This is a genomic window from Vibrio sp. UCD-FRSSP16_30 (assembly GCF_001676025.1).
GTDB lineage: Bacteria > Pseudomonadota > Gammaproteobacteria > Enterobacterales > Vibrionaceae > Vibrio.
In genome coordinates, this window is the sequence record NZ_LZFW01000002.1 from 123,294 (window position 1) to 143,512 (window position 20,219).

Annotated in this window: 20 protein-coding genes; 10 read left to right on the forward strand and 10 right to left on the reverse strand. The window is 42.3% G+C overall.

What is annotated here, in order from left to right; translation table 11 throughout:
* Positions 1 to 89: 89 nt before the first annotated feature.
* From nadC to yacG, 8 genes are all read left to right on the forward strand, one after another.
* Entirely contained in the window at positions 90 to 977 is an 888-nt protein-coding gene (gene nadC / locus A9260_RS01975) for a carboxylating nicotinate-nucleotide diphosphorylase (protein WP_068695697.1), read from the forward strand.
* A gap of 301 nt (positions 978 to 1,278) precedes the next feature.
* Positions 1,279 to 1,683, forward strand: a complete 405-nt coding sequence (locus tag A9260_RS01980; protein ID WP_068695699.1) for a pilin — start codon at positions 1,279 to 1,281, stop codon at positions 1,681 to 1,683.
* A complete protein-coding gene (locus tag A9260_RS01985) occupies positions 1,680 to 3,230 on the forward strand; it encodes a GspE/PulE family protein (protein WP_068695701.1) in 1,551 nt (516 codons plus the stop codon). The genes A9260_RS01980 and A9260_RS01985 overlap by 4 nt, the downstream gene beginning before the upstream one ends.
* 70 nt (positions 3,231 to 3,300) lie before the next feature.
* Positions 3,301 to 4,443, forward strand: a complete 1,143-nt coding sequence (locus A9260_RS01990; protein WP_231892540.1) for a type II secretion system F family protein — start codon at positions 3,301 to 3,303, stop codon at positions 4,441 to 4,443.
* A 100-nt stretch (positions 4,444 to 4,543) separates the two neighbouring features.
* Positions 4,544 to 5,422 (forward strand): prepilin peptidase, encoded by an 879-nt coding sequence (locus A9260_RS01995; RefSeq protein ID WP_068695703.1) that lies wholly within the window; start codon positions 4,544 to 4,546, stop codon positions 5,420 to 5,422.
* Positions 5,422 to 6,021 carry a dephospho-CoA kinase gene (coaE, locus tag A9260_RS02000; protein ID WP_068695705.1) on the forward strand — a complete coding sequence of 200 codons (600 nt, stop codon included), beginning with the start codon at positions 5,422 to 5,424 and terminating at the stop codon, positions 6,019 to 6,021. Before A9260_RS01995 ends, coaE begins: the two co-directional genes overlap by 1 nt.
* 43 nt (positions 6,022 to 6,064) lie before the next feature.
* On the forward strand, positions 6,065 to 6,805 hold the full coding sequence (zapD, locus tag A9260_RS02005; RefSeq protein ID WP_068695707.1) for a cell division protein ZapD: 741 nt from the start codon (positions 6,065 to 6,067) through the stop codon (positions 6,803 to 6,805).
* 23 nt (positions 6,806 to 6,828) lie between these two features.
* A complete protein-coding gene (yacG, locus tag A9260_RS02010) occupies positions 6,829 to 7,023 on the forward strand; it encodes a DNA gyrase inhibitor YacG (RefSeq protein WP_068695709.1) in 195 nt (64 codons plus the stop codon).
* A 287-nt stretch (positions 7,024 to 7,310) separates the two neighbouring features.
* On the opposite strand, the gene rplS is transcribed toward yacG, so the two are convergent.
* From rplS to ffh, 5 genes are all read right to left on the reverse strand, one after another.
* The gene (gene rplS / locus A9260_RS02015; RefSeq protein ID WP_068695711.1) at positions 7,311 to 7,664 is read right to left on the reverse strand and encodes a 50S ribosomal protein L19; all 354 of its coding nucleotides are present in this window, start codon (positions 7,662 to 7,664) and stop codon (positions 7,311 to 7,313) included.
* A gap of 41 nt (positions 7,665 to 7,705) precedes the next feature.
* The gene (gene trmD / locus A9260_RS02020) at positions 7,706 to 8,464 is read right to left on the reverse strand and encodes a tRNA (guanosine(37)-N1)-methyltransferase TrmD (RefSeq protein WP_068695713.1); all 759 of its coding nucleotides are present in this window, start codon (positions 8,462 to 8,464) and stop codon (positions 7,706 to 7,708) included.
* A 21-nt stretch (positions 8,465 to 8,485) separates the two neighbouring features.
* Positions 8,486 to 9,016: a ribosome maturation factor RimM gene (gene rimM / locus A9260_RS02025; RefSeq protein ID WP_068695715.1), complete on the reverse strand. Its 531-nt coding sequence runs from the start codon at positions 9,014 to 9,016 to the stop codon at positions 8,486 to 8,488.
* Between the two features lie 32 nt (positions 9,017 to 9,048).
* On the reverse strand, positions 9,049 to 9,297 hold the full coding sequence (rpsP, locus tag A9260_RS02030) for a 30S ribosomal protein S16 (RefSeq protein WP_068695717.1): 249 nt from the start codon (positions 9,295 to 9,297) through the stop codon (positions 9,049 to 9,051).
* Between the two features lie 275 nt (positions 9,298 to 9,572).
* Positions 9,573 to 10,967, reverse strand: a complete 1,395-nt coding sequence (gene ffh / locus A9260_RS02035; protein WP_068695719.1) for a signal recognition particle protein — start codon at positions 10,965 to 10,967, stop codon at positions 9,573 to 9,575.
* A gap of 149 nt (positions 10,968 to 11,116) precedes the next feature.
* Here ffh and A9260_RS02040 point away from each other — a divergent pair, with 149 nt between their 5' ends.
* Both A9260_RS02040 and A9260_RS02045 read left to right on the forward strand, forming a co-directional pair.
* Positions 11,117 to 11,911: a cytochrome C assembly family protein gene (locus A9260_RS02040; protein ID WP_068695721.1), complete on the forward strand. Its 795-nt coding sequence runs from the start codon at positions 11,117 to 11,119 to the stop codon at positions 11,909 to 11,911.
* 80 nt (positions 11,912 to 11,991) lie between these two features.
* The gene (locus A9260_RS02045; RefSeq protein WP_068695723.1) at positions 11,992 to 13,254 is read left to right on the forward strand and encodes an HlyC/CorC family transporter; all 1,263 of its coding nucleotides are present in this window, start codon (positions 11,992 to 11,994) and stop codon (positions 13,252 to 13,254) included.
* 85 nt (positions 13,255 to 13,339) lie between these two features.
* Here A9260_RS02045 and luxS read toward each other — a convergent pair whose 3' ends face one another.
* From luxS to A9260_RS02070, 5 genes are all read right to left on the reverse strand, one after another.
* Complete coding sequence (gene luxS, locus A9260_RS02050) at positions 13,340 to 13,855, reverse strand: S-ribosylhomocysteine lyase (protein WP_068695725.1); 516 nt, start codon at positions 13,853 to 13,855, stop codon at positions 13,340 to 13,342.
* A gap of 15 nt (positions 13,856 to 13,870) precedes the next feature.
* Positions 13,871 to 15,436, reverse strand: a complete 1,566-nt coding sequence (gene gshA, locus A9260_RS02055) for a glutamate--cysteine ligase (RefSeq protein WP_068695727.1) — start codon at positions 15,434 to 15,436, stop codon at positions 13,871 to 13,873.
* Positions 15,437 to 15,532: 96 nt separating this feature from the next.
* Positions 15,533 to 18,418: a M16 family metallopeptidase gene (locus A9260_RS02060; protein WP_156683991.1), complete on the reverse strand. Its 2,886-nt coding sequence runs from the start codon at positions 18,416 to 18,418 to the stop codon at positions 15,533 to 15,535.
* A 9-nt stretch (positions 18,419 to 18,427) separates the two neighbouring features.
* A complete protein-coding gene (locus A9260_RS02065) occupies positions 18,428 to 18,883 on the reverse strand; it encodes a YqaA family protein (RefSeq protein ID WP_068695729.1) in 456 nt (151 codons plus the stop codon).
* 196 nt (positions 18,884 to 19,079) lie between these two features.
* Positions 19,080 to 20,210, reverse strand: a complete 1,131-nt coding sequence (locus A9260_RS02070) for a sodium ion-translocating decarboxylase subunit beta (RefSeq protein WP_068695731.1) — start codon at positions 20,208 to 20,210, stop codon at positions 19,080 to 19,082.
* Positions 20,211 to 20,219: the final 9 nt, after the last annotated feature.

The window sequence follows — 20,219 nt, forward strand, 5'->3', positions numbered from 1 at the left end:
CCTGTGAGCAATTATTGCTGAATTATAATTCAAGCCAGAGTATCATTCAGCACAAATCAGTTTTAGACAACATAGTGATAGTTTTGGATATGAAAAATACCCACGACAGTGACGCTCGTTTGGCGTACCTAAAGCAACAATTACCACATGAAGTTTCTCGCACTGTAGAGGACACTCTTAAAGAAGATCTCGGCGGCACATTAGATGCGTCCGTAGATATCACCGCCAATTTAATTGCCGAAGACACACAAGGCACAGCAACCATTATTACTCGTGAATATGGTGTGTTTTGTGGACAAATGTGGGCTGATGAAGTTTTTAAACAGTTAGGCGGACAAGTCACTATTACTTGGCATGTTCAAGATGGTGATAAAGTCGAACCTAACCAGACACTATGTACTCTTAGCGGCCCTGCTCGTACTTTGCTTACTGGCGAGCGTAATGCAATGAACTTTATTCAAACCTTATCCGGGTGTGCCACGGTTGTGGATGAATATGCCAGTAAAATAGAAGGTACAGGTTGTAAATTGCTTGATACTCGCAAAACCATACCTTGTCTGCGTAATGCATTAAAATACGCAGTGGCTTGTGGTGGTGGTTTTAATCATCGTATTGGAGTATTTGACGCCTACCTGATTAAAGAAAACCACATCATTGCTTGTGGCGGTATTAAGCAAGCTATCTCGACTGCTAAAGAGTTATCTCCGGGTAAACCGGTTGAAGTAGAAACAGAAAGCATTGATGAACTACGCAAAGCCATTGATGCTGGCGCAGATATCATCATGCTAGATAACTTTACTCTAGATATGATGAGAGAAGCTGTAGAAATCAATAACGGACGCGCAGTACTTGAAAACTCAGGTAATGTCACTTTGGAAACCATTCGCCCAATGGCGGAAACAGGTGTTGATTTCATTTCTGTAGGTGCGTTAACTAAGCACTTAAAGGCGATGGATTTATCTATGCGTTTTCAATAGATGCGCTTCCAATAGATGCGTTTTTAATAGAAGCGTTCCAATAGCAGCGCTTGTAATAACACGCATTCAAGCACACGATAAAGATTCAACCAAAGGTCAGCATTGCTGGCCTTTTTTATTATTAATGATAAACAGTATGAGATAGCGTTATCTAAATCTCACTTACTACTTATTAACTGCACATCCTCTTTCCTTGTCGCTGCGAGGCAGTTGCCAAACTGCGCGTGAACTTCTGTTATTTTCCCCTCTAGTATCTAGTTTTACAGCCACCAGCAAACCGCTATCGAGGCTAGATACCATCATGATACAAAAACAAAAAGGCTTTACCCTCATCGAACTGATGATCGTTGTGGCTATTATTGGCGTTCTTTCCGCCATTGGTGTTCCTATATATAAAGACTATATAAAGAAATCCGAATTGGCATCGGCGACATCCACATTAAGAGGACTACTGACAAAAACAGAGCTGTTCTATTTAGATAGTGGGGCTTTCCCTACCGACCTAGATGACATTAATGCAGTATCGAGTGCTGCAGGAAGTTTAGGTGCAATAGGTATAAACGGAGATAGCCTAGAATTTACCTTTGATAGTAGCGATAGTTCATTGGCAGGTGCATCAGTTGCATTTACTCGTGATGCTGACAATGGCTGGAGCTGTACAGTCAGTGGCGCAGGTGACGTGGACGCGCCTAAAGGCTGTCAATGATTCACCCATTAATTGCTTCGCTCACTCCTGAATTACTTTCTCAGCAGGCAGCGGAGCAATTATCAAATATAGACAACCTATCAACTGAACAATTGTTGTCGCAAATCGCCCAGCTAACGCAATACTCATTACCCGAGTTAGCCAGAGAGATCGCTCTCAAAGAGCAACTGAGTTACCAACAAAATCCCAGTTTACAATTTAATTTAGCCAATACGATCAGCATGATCGATACATTAAATCTAGAGCCTATGGTGCTGGCATACCCAATGCTGCCTTTATCTGTCAATAATGAACAATTACAACTACTCAGCTACGACCCCAGTATTAAGTCCCTCGCACTGGAGTTGCAGTTTCATCATCGTTTAACTACCCGAGTTATCATTACCGATATCAAGCAATTTCAGAGTTTACATAATCTAGTACTGAGCCAGTTAAGAAATCATAAACAGCCAAATGCTTCATTCAAACTTCTTCCTGAAATAATGCAGCAAAGCCTGCAACACGAAGCCTCGGATATTCATATCGAGCCGCAAAGAGATGAAGCTCGAATACGCATACGCTGTGATGGTCTGCTGATGACTTTAATGACGATCTCCACAGGCGATATTAAAGCGCTAATTAGCCAAATAAAGATTAATGCCGATCTTGATATTGCCGAGCAACGTCTACCTCAAGATGGGCGGATGAAGTATTCACTCAGCAAAGAGCAACAAATAGAACTTCGAGTATCTACCCTACCGACGCTTTGGGGAGAAAAGCTAGTAATGAGGTTAGCTAAAGAGACTCTAGCATTACCTAAACTGGATGAATTGGGTTTGAACAAAGCTCAGCTTCTTTCATTGCAGACACAACTGCATCAACCTCAAGGGCTCATCCTAGTGACCGGTCCAACGGGCAGTGGCAAAACCATTACCCTCTATTCCTGCTTAAAAGCTATCGCCAATGACAACATCAATATTTGCACCATTGAAGATCCGGTTGAAATTTACTTACCCGGCTTTAATCAAGTGCAAGTGAACGCTCAGATTCACTTTAGTTTTGCCAAAAGTTTACGGTCCCTATTACGCCAAGATCCTGACGTTATTATGTTAGGAGAAATACGAGATAAAGAGACGGCTGAAATGGCAATTCAAGCTGCGCAGACCGGACATTTAGTGCTATCGACACTGCATACTAACTCAGCATTTGATGCCCTAGAAAGACTCTATCAACTAGGCATTGAACAAGCCGATCTGCAAGGCAGTTTACGTCTTGTTATTGCTCAGAGGTTATTAAGAAAAGTCTGTTCCTACTGCGCTCATCAACCAAGCCACCAGCCTTGCTATCAATGCAATAATGGTTATAAAGGCAGAGTCGGCATTTTTGAACTTCTGCCAATTGATCGTCATATTCTTCTACAAGCTAAACAGCAACAACTCACCGAACGACAAATAAAAAACCATCTGCTTGCCAATCAAGATCTAAGGCATTCTGCGCAACACTTGCTACAAACAAAAATCACAACCAAAGAAGAACTGCATCGAGTGCTTGGTTATGAGTCACAATAGACAGATCAATCAGCTGCATCTCTATTATTGGCTGGGAGTGAATCACTGCGGGCGCAACATAACAGGGAGCATGCTCGCTTACTCACAACAGCAAGTACGACGAGAGATGGCCACTCAAGATATTCGCATTTTAAAGACCATAGCTAAATCCATACCCATGTTGGTCACGATAAAACATCAGGTTAAGCCTATTCATATTACCGCCTTTACTCATCAACTGGCGCTGATGCTAGATGCAGGGCTTTCTATTGGTATGGCAATGGCAGAGCTCAAACAGTCAAATCAACGGCAGGGATTAACGGCACTGATTGAGGAGATAAGCTTTCAAGTTCAGCAAGGACAAGCGCTATCCAATGTATTACAGACTTTTGCCTATTTTGACTCTCTGTATCTACAGTTCGTACGAATAGGTGAAGCCAATGGCGATCTGGCTAAAGCACTCAACTATTGCGTGCAACATCGAGAAAAAAACCTCAAACTCCTCAAACAAATAAGATCAGCACTTTTCTACCCTATCTCAGTCATTATCGTTGCCTGCATTATTATGGCGATTATGTTGGTGTTTGTGATCCCTCAGTTTTCAAGCCTATTTCATAGCTTTGGCGCAGAACTGCCCGCACTAACACAATTAACCCTCGATGTTTCGTTATGGTTTCAATTCAATATCGGTAAACTGGTAATTGGCTGTGTTGCATTGGTGTGTACTACTCGGCTTCTCATAGCAAAGAGCTCAGCTGTTCGTTATCAATTAGCAAAAGGCATTATTAAAACTCCAGCATTAGGCCACTGCGTATTAGCCGGTGAGCTTGCACGCTTTAACCTGCTATTGTGCAATGGCATTCAAGCAGGTCTACCTTTAGTGCTCTGCATAGACAATGCCACTGGCGCGGTGCATAACGCGTATTTAAAACAACAATTAAGTCATATCAATCACGATATTCGCCAAGGGACTACCTTGCACGTATCCCTAAGTTCCATCTCTTGTCTTCCACCTTTAATGTTAAAAATGCTGACTATCGGAGAACTAAGCGGAAGACTCGGTTCAATAACCGATAATCTAGCCACGATCTTTGAACAGCAAGTAGATGAAACCACCGACAAATTAGGTAAGCTGATTGAACCTATGATTATCGTTTTTCTTGGGGTTATTGTCGGCGGACTGGTTTTATCTATGTATTTGCCTATTTTTAGCCTTATGAGTGCGGTTGGTTAGGCTTATCCCTATCCTAGTAAATATTATATCTAGGATTAAGATAAACAAGCGCTTCAAGTTGCGATAACATACCTACAGAATTCTTTAAAGTTGGCCCATCATGCTCGATTTTTATTTTACATACTATCCAATGCTCTTTCCGATACTGGTTACTATATTGGGATTAATCATTGGTAGCTTTCTCAATGTTGTCATTCATCGACTGCCCATCATGATGGAAAGAGAGTGGCAAAAAGAATTTGCCGAGGCCTACCCAGAGCTAAAATTAGATGTCCCTACAGAAGTCTTTAATATTAGCGTTCCGCGCTCTCGCTGCCCTAAATGCAAAACTCAAATAAAAGCCATCGATAACATCCCCGTACTCGGTTGGCTTAACTTAAAGGGACGTTGCCGTTCTTGTAGCACCAAAATTAGCCCTAGATACCCACTCATTGAACTGCTCTCTGGCGCTCTATGTTTAACGATTGCCCTTTACTTCCAACCCGGTATCTATGCCATCGCATTACTTGGGTTTACTTGGGTGTTGCTATGCGCAACCTTCATTGATCTCGATACCATGCTTTTACCTGATAGCTTAACTCTGCCGCTGATGTGGGCAGGTTTAGCCTTATCTGTATTTGGCATTAGTCCTATATCCCTGCACGATGCCGTGATTGGCGCAATTGCAGGCTACCTTTCTTTATGGAGTGTTTACTGGCTGTTCAAATTACTCACTGGTAAAGAAGGTATGGGCTATGGCGACTTTAAATTATTAGCCGCACTGGGCGCTTGGCTAGGTTGGCAATCATTGCCTTTGATTATTCTTCTATCGTCTTTAGTTGGGCTTATTTTTGGCATTATTCAACTGCGCCTTAAAAAGCAAGGTATCGAAAAAGCTTTTCCTTTTGGTCCTTATTTAGCCATCGCAGGTTGGGTATATTTGATTGTCGGTAATGACATTGTGGCTTGGTATCTAGGCCGATACATCGGAGGTTACTAATGGCAACCATCATCGGTCTCACGGGCGGTATCGGTAGCGGAAAAACTACCGTAGCCAATCATTTCCATGACAATTACGACATCGATATCGTTGATGCTGACATCATTGCAAGAGAAGTTGTCGAACCCGGTAGTGACGGCATTAAAGCTATTGCTCACTACTTTGGTAATGATGTTATCAGTAATGATGGGACACTCAATCGAGTCAAACTGCGTGAATTAGTATTTGCCGATCCTAAAAATAAACAATGGATTGATAACCTACTGCATCCAATGATACGTCAACGGATGCAACAACAACTACAGCAAGTTCGATCGCCTTATGCCTTACTTGTTATCCCCTTGATGGTAGAGAATGGATTGCAGTCTATGGCCGATAGAGTCTTAGTTGTCGATGTATCTCCTAACACTCAAATAGAGCGGACATTACATAGAGACGGCGGGACGAAGCAGCAAATTCGCGCCATACTTAATGCCCAAGCAAGCCGAGAGCAAAGGCTTAATATTGCACACGATATTATTAACAATGATGATTGCAGCCAGTCGTTAGATGAAAAAATTGCGCACTTACATCTTAAATATCTGGCTTTATGCAACTGATTTCTGGGAGAATAGCAAATATGTCTAGAGCCGGATGTACCACATGACAATCCAAAGATATGAACACCCTTTAAATGAAAAAACCAGAACTTATCTGCGCATTGAAAGCCTTATTCGTCAGGCCCAGCATTGTGCGACCTTTTCAGATACACAACACTATCAAGTTCTGTTCCGCTCATTGTTCGATCTTTTAGATATCTTTGACCAGATTCAGCTCAAGCCTGAACTATTAAAAGATCTCGACAAGCTAAAACTGACTTATCGTCATTGGCTAAATGTACCCGGAGTGGATCAAAAACGACTGCAAGGGCTACTAGGTGAGATTGATCTCGTTCATTCCGAAGTACTCAAAGCACAACGATTTGGTACAGCCCTTAAAGAAGACAGTTTCTTATCTTCTATTAGGCAACGTTTTAACCTTCCCGGTGGCGCTTGTTGTTTTGATTTGCCTGCTTTGCATTTTTGGTTACACCAACCATTAGATAAGCGCATGGCCGATGCACAGCTTTGGCTAACCTCTCTAGCACCACTGAATCATGCGTTGCAACAGTGGCTCAATTTGACGCGAAACTCAGCGCAATTTTCTGCAAAAATTGCCCGTAAAGGTTTTTTCCAAAGTGATGCCGATGAAGCGAATATACTGAGACTGCATTTTGACCATGATTATGGGGTATATCCGATGGTTTCAGGACATAAGAATCGTTTTGCGATAAAATTCATTCACTTTGATAGCGGCCAAGCCAGCACTCAAGACATAGAATTTGAACTGGCTATTTGCAGCTAGTTTTATCATCAAGAGATAGAAACATGACCAAGATTACGATAGTACCCTGTCCCACTTGTGGCGCTGATGTTGAATGGGGAGAGCAAAGCCCTAACCGACCATTTTGTAGCAAGAAATGCCAAATGATTGATTTTGGCGACTGGGCCGATGAAGAAAACTCAATTGCCGGCGCACCTGATATGTCAGACTCTGATGGTTGGTCGGAAGATCAGTATTAGTTGAGGGAAGAAGGTTCTGGGTTCTCTGGGTTCTGCGTATGCGGTACTTCAAGCAAGTCATAATCTAAGCTCCAAGTATTCCTCGCAGCAGAATCCTATCTAGCCAGCAATACATGCTCTTTATTTGGGGACTTTTTGCACGGGAAACTTGTAGGAGACGCGTAATGTGTACGCGCACAAGAGCATCGACGACGACACGAAAGTGTAAATCAACCCGCTACAAGCCCAAAATAAAACGGGAGCCATATAATGGCTCCCGTTACTTTATGAGAAATGCAGGTTGTGCATTACTTCTTAGTAAGTTTCTCTTTAATACGAGCTGACTTACCAGAACGCTCACGTAGGTAGTACAACTTGGCACGACGTACTGCACCACGGCGTTTAACTTCGATGCTATCAACCATTGGAGAGTGAGTTTGGAATGCACGCTCAACGCCTTCACCGTTCGAGATTTTACGAACTGTGAATGCAGAGTGTAGACCACGGTTACGAATAGCGATTACAACGCCTTCGAATGCCTGTAGACGCTCACGGTCGCCTTCTTTAACTTTAACTTGAACTACTACAGTGTCACCAGGTGCGAATGTAGGTAGGTCTTGTTTCATTTGCTCTTGCTCAAGAGCGTTGATGATATTACTCATGTTTCTATACCCTAGAATAAACTGAATCTAAATTTAATAGGTTACTTACTGTCTTTGTTCGTGCACTTTTGCTCATTCACGAACTCGGCAAGTAATTTTTCCTGTTCGTCAGTCAGAGCTAGGTTTTCCAGCATCTCTGGCCTTCTTAGCCAAGTACGGCCTAGCGATTGTTTTAATCGCCAGCGACGAATGTCCTTGTGGTTTCCAGATTTTAGTACCGAAGGTACCTCTTCTCCATCCAACACTTCAGGACGCGTATAGTGAGGGCAATCCAGTAATCCATTGGCAAAGGAATCTTCCTCTGCTGACGCAAAATCGCCTAGTACACCCGGAATAAACCGCGAGACTGAGTCAATTAAGGTCATGGCTGGTAGCTCACCACCTGTCATCACAAAATCACCAATTGACCATTCTTCGTCAACTTCAGATTTTATAATGCGCTCATCTACCCCTTCATAGCGACCACAAATAAGAAGCAAGTTCTCAGTTGTTGCCAACTCTTCTACGCCTTGTTGGTCGAGTTTACGACCTTGAGGGCTAAGATAGATAACCTTCGTCTTTCCAGGAGCTGCTTGTTTGGCAGTTTGAATAGCATCGCGCAAAGGCTGTACCATCATCAACATACCAGGGCCGCCCCCGTAGGGTCTATCATCGACAGTGCGATGTTTATCATGTGTAAAATCGCGGGGATTCCACGTTTCTACTGATAAAAGACCTTTTTTAACCGCTTGACCTGTTACACCAAAATCAGTGACAGAGCGGAACATTTCTGGAAACAGGCTTATTACGCCAACCCACATAGTTCACTCTCTAATTTTGATTTAAAAGGCAGGATCCCAGTCAACTTCGATCCGTTGAGCTTCGCGATCAACTTTTATGATCACTTGCTCTTCAAGAAACGGAATTAATCGTTCCTTTTGGCCAAAAGCATCTTTCAGATTAGCTTTCACTACCAAAACATCATTTGAACCCGTCTCTAACATGTCAGTGACTTCGCCAAGATCGTAACCTTTAGTGGTTACAACCTTCATTCCAAATAATTCACGCCAGTAGAATTCTTCTTCTGACAGTTCAGGTAATGAAGATGGGGCTACAGAGATTTCAAAGTTAGTCAACAGATGTGCATCTTCACGTACATCAAGACCTTCCAGCTTACACACATAACCTTTGTTATGACGCTTCCAGCTTTCTACTTTGTGCTCAACCCATGTCCCCTTTTGGTTCAAGAACCAAGGGCTATAATTGAAAATGTTTTCGGCATCGTCTGTAAAGGAATGAACTTTAAGCCAACCACGAATGCCATAAGTAGCGCCTAGCTTTCCTACAACAATGTTTTCGTTTTGTTCACTCATTCATTCTTTTCCTTACATCAAGAATTTGCTAATTAAGCCGCTTTTTGAGCGTCTTTAACTAACTTAGCTACGCGGTCAGAAACTGTAGCACCTAGTGAAACCCAATGAGTTACACGGTCTAGGTCAATACGTAGACCTTCTTCTTGACCTTGAGCTGTAGGGTTGAAGAAACCTACTTTCTCAATGAAACGACCTGTAGCTGCGCGACGGCTGTCTGCTACTACGATTTGATAAAATGGACGCTTTTTAGCGCCGTGACGTGCCAAACGAATGGTAACCATGTCGTCCTCTTTGCTTTCTCAATAAAAAAATTAACCCCAAACGACTCTTTTAAGGGAGTTATGCGGGGTCTCGTGCCAAAATAAAGCTCGGGAATTTTACTCTTATTCCCATTCTTTGCAAGGGGTTTAGCTACTTTTTAGCCAACTAATTAGCTGTGAGCCAGTTAACAGCTTGAAAATATAACGACAAATAAAAAAGCTTCACCAAATAGCGAAGCTTTTGTTACAAATCAGCAATATTACTAACTTAGTCAATATTTAACGGTAAAACGTGCTTATCGACCGAATGGTCCACCCATACCGCCCATACCACCGCCACCGCCCATGCCGCCCATCATGCCTTGCATGTTGCGCATCATGCCGCGCATGCCGCCTTTTTGCATTTTCTTCATCATTTTTTGCATCTGAGTAAACTGCTTGAGCAAACGGTTTACATCTTGTACTTGTGTGCCAGAACCCGCAGCGATACGCTTTTTACGAGAACCTTTAATAAGTTCAGGACGTAGACGCTCTTTCATTGTCATAGAGCTAATGATGGCTTCCATCTGCTTAAACATTTTGTCATCGACTTTATCTTTAACATTATCAGGAAGATTACCCATACCCGGTAATTTACCCATCATGCCAGCCATGCCGCCCATGTTTTGCATTTGACCAAGCTGTTCACGGAAGTCTTCAAGGTCAAAACCTTTCTTCTCTTTGAACTTTTTCGCCATTTTCTGTGCTTTATCGGTATCTACATTACGTTGTAGATCTTCGATAAGAGACAGAACATCACCCATACCGAGTATGCGTGAAGCAACACGATCTGGGTGGAAAGGTTCTAGTGCATCCGTTTTTTCGCCAACACCCAAGAACTTGATTGGCTTGCCAGTAATGTGCTTAACCGATAGCGCCGCACCACCACGAGCATCACCATCCACTTTGGTTAGAATCACACCCGTTAATGGTAGCGTGTCACCAAATGCTTTTGCCGTGTTTGCCGCATCTTGACCTGTCATGGCATCAACCACGAACAAGGTTTCAACTGGCTTAATTGCACTATGAAGCTGCTGAATCTCAGCCATCATCTCTTCATCAACTGCCAAACGACCCGCGGTATCGACAATTAATACGTCATAGAATTTTTTCTTTGCGTGATCGATTGCAGCATTAGCAATCGCTAACGGCTTTTGATCGGCGCTGGATGGGAAGAAGTCGACACCAACATCTTCGGCTAGCGTTTGTAGCTGCTTGATTGCCGCCGGACGATACACGTCGGCAGAAACAACCAATACCTTTTTCTTGTCACGCTCAGATAGAAGCTTTGAAAGCTTGGCCACACTGGTGGTTTTACCCGCACCTTGTAGACCTGCCATCAATACTACAGCCGGTGGCTGCGCAGCTAGGTTAAGCCCTTCATTGGACTCCCCCATAACCGCTTCTAATTCAGATTGAACAATCTTTATAAATTCTTGGCCCGGCGTGAGAGATTTAGATACCTCTACACCAACGGCTCCCTCTTTAACGCGCTTAATAAAATCGCGTACGACTGGGAGGGCGACATCAGCCTCAAGAAGCGCCATACGCACTTCACGTAATGTCTCTTTTATGTTGTCTTCGGTCAGTCGACCTTTACCGCTGATATTCTTCAGCGTTTTGGATAATCGTTCAGTTAAGTTATCAAACATCGTGCTCTCTTCGCGTTCAATTGCGATTCATTACTTAAAGTATACCTCACAGGCACTATTTACAAAACCATGCAAAAGAAGTACATAGCCAGTAATGTGGAATTAGGTGTATAATTTGCCCTTAACTCTAAATACTAGTACCGAGATATATGGACTTTGCAGTTATTATTCTAGCCGTGCTTTTGTACCTATCGGCCATCTTTCTTATCCTTCCTGGGCTATTGCGTCAGTCTGAGATAAATAGAAAGACGGTATTGAGCATAACGTTTATTGCTTTGATCCTGCACTTTTCTACTCTATTTGAGAGCATCTTTATCTCATATGGGCAAAATATGAGTATTCTCAACGTTGCCTCACTAGTTAGTTTCATTATTTCTTTAGTACTCAGCATTGCAATGTTCAAAGCGCGCTTATGGTTTTTACTGCCTATCGCATTTGGTTTTTCATGCTTGAGCCTGATCGCCGCTGAATTTATTCCCGGCAATTTCATTACCCATTTTGAACACTCTCCAGGTTTAGTCATTCACATTACGGTGGCTTTATTTGCCTATGCGACATTAATGATTGCCGCCTTGTATGCGCTGCAACTCGCTTGGCTAGATTACAAACTCAAACAGAAAAACAGTCAGGTATTAAACCCAAACCTCCCTCCACTATTAAAAGTAGAGCGCCAACTGTTTAATATTATTTTGATCGGTAACGGCCTGCTCACTTTCACTCTGATTAGTGGTCCTCTATTTGTTGTCGACTTTTTTAGCAGTGGCAAAACACACAAGGCTCTATTGTCTTTCGTTGCTTGGCTTGTCTTTAACGTATTACTTTGGGGACACTATAAGTTGGGCTGGAGAGGAAAAAAGGTGACTTGGTTTTCAATTATCGGCGCTTGTATACTGACACTAGCTTATTTTGGTAGCCGATTTGTACGTGAAATCATTTTAACCTAACCATTCTCTTTATGATTTATTGACAGCAGTGAATAAATCCACCATTAATTGATTAAATATAATAAAAGGATTCATTGAATTTGGACGACATCTCAACCGGGGCACTCTTTACCCTCCTTGCATGTCTTATCGTTATATCAGGCTACTTTTCAGGTTCAGAAACTGGAATGATGTCGCTGAATCGCTATCGATTAAAGCACCTGTCAAATCAAGGGCATAAAGGCGCACGTCGTGTAGAAAAGCTTCTTACTCGTCCAGACCGTCTCATTGGTCTTATCCTTATCGGAAACAACTTAGTTAATATATTGGCATCCGCCATTGCCACCATACTGGGTATGCGATTGTACGGCGATCTAGGGGTTGCGATTGCGACAGGTATCTTGACCTTAGTGGTGCTGGTATTTGCAGAAGTAACACCTAAAACCCTAGCCGCTATTTATCCAGAGCGCGTCTCGTATACCAGCAGTATCCTGTTAAGAATACTGATGAAAGTGCTCGCGCCACTAGTAATTTTGGTTAACTTCATTACCAATGGTTTTTTGCGCCTGCTCGGCATTAAAGGCATGAATAATAAAGCGGATCACTTAAGCTCTGATGAACTAAGAACAATAGTTAACGAAGCGGGAGGCTTAATCCCAACTCGCCACCAAGATATGCTGGTGTCGATTCTGGATCTTGAGCATGTAACCGTTAACGACATTATGGTTCCGCGAAATGAAATTACCGGTATTGATGTTAATGACGATTGGAAATCTATTGTTCGCCAATTAACTCACTCCCCTCATGGACGAGTAGTTCTTTACCGAGATCAAATTGATGAAGTTGTCGGTATGGTTCGTTTGCGTGAAGCTTATCGTCTAATGCTGGAAAAAAATGAAGTTAATAAGCAGACACTATTAAAATCTGCGGATGAAATTTATTTCATCCCAGAAGCTACTCCGCTTAATCTACAGTTGATTAAGTTTCAGCGTAATAAAGAGCGTATTGGTCTAGTCGTTGATGAGTATGGGGATATTATTGGTTTAGTCACGCTTGAAGACATTCTAGAAGAGATTGTCGGAGAGTTTACAACGTCTATGGCGCCTAGCTTAGCTGAGGAAATAACACCGCAGGATGATGGCTGTTACCTCATTGAGGGCGGTGCTAACATTAGAGACATCAATAAAGGGTTGCAGTGGAGTCTACCGACAAATGGTCCAAGAACACTCAATGGACTCATTTTAGAGCACCTGCAAGATCTGCCTGAAACCAATATCAGCATTATGATTGCCGATCATAATATGGAAGTGATGGACTTTTCTGAAAACAAAATCAAAATGGTAAAAGTTCACCCAATACAATAATTTAGTGCTGTTTATCATAGTAAAAGACAGAATCTAAAAAAGGCTCCTAGGAGCCTTTTTTAGATCTAGATAAAAGCGTATTAAATTATACTTTTAACGTTTGTAGCATCTCTTCAGGAAGCGCTAGTTCGTCATTTTTATTGACTGATACACCAGCCTCTAAAATTGCTTTTGCGATTGCTTTAGCTTCTTCAAGAGAGTGCATTTGCGCTGTACCACACTGGTACTCATTCAGTTCAGGAATTTTATTCTGATCTTCAACTTTTAGTACGTCTTCCATTGATGCAACCCATGCTGTTGCAACATCAGTTTCAGATGGTGTACCAATTAAGCTCATGTAAAAACCTGTACGACAACCCATAGGTGAGATATCGATAATCTCTACTGCACTACCATTTAAGTGGTTACGCATAAAACCAGCATAAAGGTGCTCTAGAGTGTGAATGCCTCTTTCCGAAAGAATGTCTTTATTCGGTTGAGTGAAGCGTAGGTCAAATACTGTGATCGTATCACCGCTGGGTGTCTGCATCGTTTTTGCTACACGAACAGCAGGTGCATTCATTTTAGTATGGTCAACGGTAAAGCTATCTAATAGGGGCATAATCGGCTCTCTAAGTTATTTCAGATACGCAAAGTATTCTTTTAAGTATTGGTCAAAATCTACCGTATCGGCAGCTTCAATTTGTTGTTGTTTATCTAATGAATCAGACACTTCTTTGTCCATGATCTCTTCAGAATAAACACTGTAGTTATATTGGTGATACTGCTGTTGATAGGCTTTTGCTAAATGGATACCAAAGCGTCCGTTTCCACCGTGTTCTTTTACTTTTTCAAGCATTTTACCCGACAGGGTTAATTCTGGCTCGTCAATCCAATCACGCAGTTCATCACAAACATCTTGATATTTACTGCTGTTATTGGCTTCGTCCATCACTTTAGCTATTTGTTCAAATTGATCAAAAATGCTGTGTACCCATTGTTGCAAGGTCAGTTTCTCACCATCACAACCAATGGTTAGAGATACACCTTTACGGCGTCCTTCTGTAATTACTGAGTTCCAATTGTGTTTCCAGCAATTTAACTCACAGTCATCCATTGGCTCAGACTCACTCAGTACACACCAAGTTAGGAAGATATCTAAGAAATGAATTTGACGTTCGCTAATACCAACAGCACTAAATGGATTCACATCAAGAGCACGAACTTCAATATACTCAACACCGCCACGTTCTAGTGCTTCTGAAGGCTTCTCGCCACTTCGAGCAACACGTTTAGGGCGTATTGGCGCATACAATTCGTTTTCAATTTGTAATACGTTGCTATTAAGTTGTTTAGGTCGACCATATTCATCGTTCTCTATTTTAGAGAAGTTAGCTGAAGGCGTGCGAATCGCGCGATTCAAACCTTGTAAGTATTCTTCAACACTATTAAAGCTAATTTTAAGATCGCTCTGCTCGTTGTTGGTGTATCCAAGATCGCTTAAGCGCAAAGACGTTGCATACTGTAGGTAACGCGTATCATTGATATTTTCAAATGGTAGCGATGTTTCTCGCCCTTGCAAAAAGCTTTTACAGATTGCCGGTGACGCACCAAAGAAATACGGAATTAGCCAGCCAAAACGATAGTAATTACGAATCAGCCCAAAATAAGCATCCGACTTAGAAGCTTGGCGCTGTTGTTCATCTTGCTCGCCAAACAAGCTATCCCAGAATGTATCAGGAAAAGAGAAGTTAAAATGCAGACCTGAAATTACCTGCATTAAGCTACCATATCGATGCTTTAGACCCTGACGATAAAGAGTCTTCATTCTGCCTGAATTAGAACTACCATATTGTGCTAATGCAATATCATCTTCATTGCTGACTGCGCACGGCATAGATAGTGGCCACAGCTGCTCTTGGTCAAGCTTGCTATTGGCATAATGATGAATATCCTGCAATTGAGATAGCAACGTAGGAATATCATGAGAAACAGGCGTAATGAATTCCATCAGAGACTCAGAGAAGTCAGTTGTAATCCATTGATGAGTTAAGGGTGACCCCAAACTTTCCGGATGTGGCGTTGTGGCTATCTGGCCATCGGCTTTATAGCGAAGCGTTTCACGCTCCACTCCACGTCCATATTGAGTAAATACCTGCTTATTAGCAGCTATCTGATTGAGGCGCTGAGAAAAAATAGTCAAAACAAGGTCACTTATAAATTTAGAGAGTATTCTCTCAATAGACAGTCCTACGCTTATTATCAGCGTAGGACATACAACTACCTATAGATGGGTCAATTAAGGCTCAATTTCAAGTGCCTGAATAGGTAAATTTAAGGTCTTCAGTTGAGGCATTAACTGTTTTGCATCCCCAACAACGATAATTTGATAGTCAGCAGGGTTAAACCACTTACTGGCCATCTCATTGAGTGTCTGTTTAGAGACATCTGCAACAATACTGTTGCGCGTTGCTAAGTAGTCATGATCCAAGTTGTAAGTCAGTATCGAGCTTAATAGATAAGCTTTTTGCGCTGGTGTTTCATATTTTAGCGCATCCTGCTGCCCTACCGCCAAACGCATGAACTTAATTTCCTTATCAGTAAAGCCCTCTTTTGAGGCCTTGTCCATCTCTTTGATAAGCTCTGCAATTGCCGGCGCTGTGGAGTCAGCCCTTACTTGAGCTGTTGCAACAATGGCACCCACTTCACGATTACTCGCAATATAACTACTCGCACCATAAGTGTAGCCTTTGTCTTCACGTAGGTTTTGGTTGATACGACTATTAAAGTTGCCCCCTAAGTTAAAGTTGGCAAGCTGAGTTAAATAAGTTTCACCCGTTGCATCAAAAGGAAGCGAACGTCGCACTAGCCTTACCGATGCTTGTGGAGCACCCGGTTTATTAACCAAGAACAACGTCTGCTGAGCCATTTTTGGTAATTTACGATGACGTAATATCGGTGGCGCTTCGCCTTGCCAGTTCAGTAAGCTGGATAGATCTTTACGAACTTGTCTTTCAGATAGATCGCCAACCACTAAGATTTGAGTTCCTTTAGGGGTGTAAAACGTCTGATAAAAGTCCTTCACATCCTGCAAAGTAAGATCTTTTACTGAAGCCATAGTGCCTGATGAAGAGCGACCATAAATGGTATCACCATAAAGAATCTGTCTGGTTGCTTGAGAGGCCAACCAACTTGGCTTTTGGTGTTCATAGACAATGCCTTCAAGCATCTGACGTTTTACTCGAGAAAAATCATCTTTACTAAACAGTGGATGGAAGAGAGATTTTTCGACCAGTGCCATTGTTGCTGTGAAGTTTTTACTCAGGCTCGATAATGTCAGCGTTGTACTGTATTGCCCCGCAGACAAAGACACACTACTGCCTAATTTATCCAACTCGGCTTGGAATTCTTCACTGCTTAGTAAGCCACTTCCCTCAGAAACCATAGAAGAGGTTAATGTCGCTAAGCCTTCTTTTCCTCTTGGCGCATAGCGGTTACCAGCAGGCATTTTTATTTGCATCATCACCGTTGGTGTTTCTGAGCTTTTGGTGCCTAATACTTCAATGTCATTGTTTAAATGGAACGTGTATAAGCTCGGCATAGTCCCCGTAACAGCAGACTGAACTTGTGGCATTACAGAACGATCAAACGTATCCGTTACAAAGCGATATTTAAGCTCGCTATCTTTAATCGATTGATGTTTAGGGAGTGTTCTTGGTGGTGTGACAAAGGTTGCATCTCTCACCGCTAACTGCTTTTTATGCTTAGGCACTATAGACAGTGTGACTTTATGTTTATTCTGCACAAACTGGCTATAAACATCATATACAGACTGTTGTGTCACTTGATGTAAGCGATCTAAGTCAGTTTGCAGACGATCAGGTTGTTTGTAGTAAGTTTCGTTGGATGCCAATTGAGAAACCTTACCCTGCACACTTTGCACCGCAAAAATTGAACTAGCTTCAGCGCTACCGATCACTTGCTGTAATACATCAGGATCGATATCAGACAGTTTAAGATTTTCAATGATATTGGTTACTTCAGCATACAGAGGGGTTAAGTCTGGTCGTTTATGTGAGTCAGCCATGACGTACACATAAAAATTACAGGCTAACTCTGAACATCGATGAAATGCACCTGCATCTAAGGCTTTTTCGGTTTTAACCAATTTTTGGTAAAGAATACTATTTCGGCCACTACCCAATACTTGAGCTAGCACATCAAGATCGGCATTGTGTTTTTCGCCTAAATAAGTGGTTGGCCAGCCAATCACCAGCATAGGTTGCTGAATACGGTCTTCTTCTGTGACATAACGATCTTCGGTTAATGTTGCCGGTTGTTTTGGCGCAGCTTTAACTTCAGGACCTTTTGGCATTGGCGCAAAATACTTCTCTACCCATTTAAGCACTTGCTCGGTATCAAAGTCTCCACCTATAGTCAGAACGGCATTATTAGGACCGTACCAACGTAAAAAGAATGCCTTAAGATCATTCACATCAACTTTATCTAGATCTTCAACGTAACCGATGGTTTGCCACGAGTATGGGTGCCCTTCTGGGTACATGGCTTCGCCCATTTTCTCCCACATCAACCCATAAGGTCTATTTTCAAAGTTTTGGGCACGTTCATTTTTTACTGTTGAACGTTGTATTTCAAATTTACGTTGCGATACAGCCTCTAGCAAGAAGCCCATACGATCCGACTCTAACCACAGCATTTTTTCAAGTTGGTTAGAAGGCACGGTTTCAAAGTAGTTAGTGCGATCATCATTGGTTGTTCCGTTTAAAGAACCACCGGCTTGAGTAATGATCTTAAAGTGTTCCTGATCAGCAACATGCTTTGATCCTTGGAACATCATGTGTTCAAAGAAATGAGCAAAACCTGATTTACCCACCTCTTCTCTGGCTGAGCCAACATGATAAGTCACATCAACATGCACTAGAGGATCTGAGTGATCGGGGGCTAAAATTAAGGTTAAGCCATTTTCTAGCTTATATTTGGAATAGGCAATTGAGGCTTTACCGGGAATGGCACTGACTTGTTCAATTAATTGAATGCTAGAATTACTGTGCGTTGATTCTGAGGGTTTATCCTGAGTGGAACAAGCCGAAAGCAGAACTCCAACTGTCAGTGCTCCCACAAGCTTACACTTAGGCAATGACAAGTTGAAATGAGATAAAATCATCGTTATTCCTTATAAATTACTCAGACCAGTGAATAGTCCAACGAGAACTAAGTAACGGAGCAGTTTTCCTATTGCGATTAATATGAGGCAAGGAAAAAAGCGCATACGAAGCCAACCTGCGGCTAAACACAACGGATCGCCGATTATCGGAGCCCAACTAAACAGTAAACTCCAGTAGCCATACTTTTGCAGCCAAGCTATGGCTTTGTGACCATGTTTTTCTTGTTGAGTTCGATTGGATATTAATAAACCCAGCCAGTAGTTGGTTAAACCGCCTAGTGTATTGCCCAATGTCGCCACAAGCACAATACTTGAAATTGAATATTGATTGAGGTTTAACGTCGCAAGCAGAGCCGCTTCAGAGCCACCGGGTAAAAGAGTGGCGCTCAAAAAACCCGTGACAAATAATAATGTTAAAGCCGAATCTGCAAACCAAACGCCTAATTGCGAAAATACAGCATCCACTACATGACTTCCTTAACGAAAAACCATCCTATTACACATTCACTTGAGCGGTGTAATAGAGGGAAAACTTCGTATTTATTTTTCGATAAGCATGACAACATACTACAGATAATTAGGGGTAATATCATTGTTTGCCACTAAAGATAGATGAAAAAAAAGGATGCAAAAAAGCATCCTTTTTATCGGTGATATCTATCTAGCCAACCAAAGCTAGCAAGATACCGGCAGCAACAGCCGAACCTAATACACCCGCAACATTGGGGCCCATTGCATGCATCAACAAGAAGTTTTGAGGGTTAGCATCTAAACCCACCTTATTCACCACTCGCGCCGCCATAGGAACCGCAGAAACACCCGCCGCACCAATCAATGGGTTAATGTCTTCTTTGGATACTTTATTCAAAAGCTTAGCCATTAACACGCCGCCAGCAGTACCAATACTAAAGGCTACCGCTCCCAGACCTAAAATGCCCAACGTCTCAACGTTTAGGAACTCTTCAGCTTGTAGCTTAGAGCCAACACCTAAACCTAAGAAGATTGTCACGATATTGATCAACTCATTTTGAGCTGTCTTACTTAATCTATCCACAACACCGGCTTCACGCATCAAGTTACCAAGACAGAACATCCCTACAAGTGGTGTCGCTGACGGTAAGAATAAGATCGTCATCAGCAGCACGCCAAGCGGGAAGAAGATCTTCTCAGCCTTACCAACATGACGCAATTGACCCATTTTGATCTTACGTTCTTCAGGTGTGGTTAACGCTTTCATAATTGGCGGCTGAATGATCGGCACCAATGCCATGTAGCTGTATGCTGAAACCGCAATCGCACCGAGTAATTCAGGTGATAATCGACTGGCTAAGAAGATAGCCGTTGGACCATCAGCGCCACCAATAATCGCAATTGATGAGGCATCCGCTAAGCTAAACTCCATTCCCGGTACATAGTTAAGTAAAATAGCGCCAAATAAAGTCGCAAAAATACCAAACTGAGCCGCTGCCCCTAACCATAGAGTTTTAGGGTTGGCAATCAAGGCACCAAAATCGGTCATCGCCCCTACACCCATAAAAATAAGCAACGGGAAAATTCCAGTTGAAATTCCTACTTCATAGACGTAATAAAGTAAGCCACCCGGATCGGTGAAGCCTGCATTAGGAATGTTGGCAAGTACAGCACCAAAGCCAATCGGCAATAAAAGCAAAGGCTCAAAACCTTTACGAATTGCAAGAAATAACAGTCCACAGCCAACAAAGATCATACAGAGTTGGCCAAATTCAAAGTTAGCTATACCTGTTTCTTGCCAGAGAATTCTTAAACCTTCCATGATTCTCCC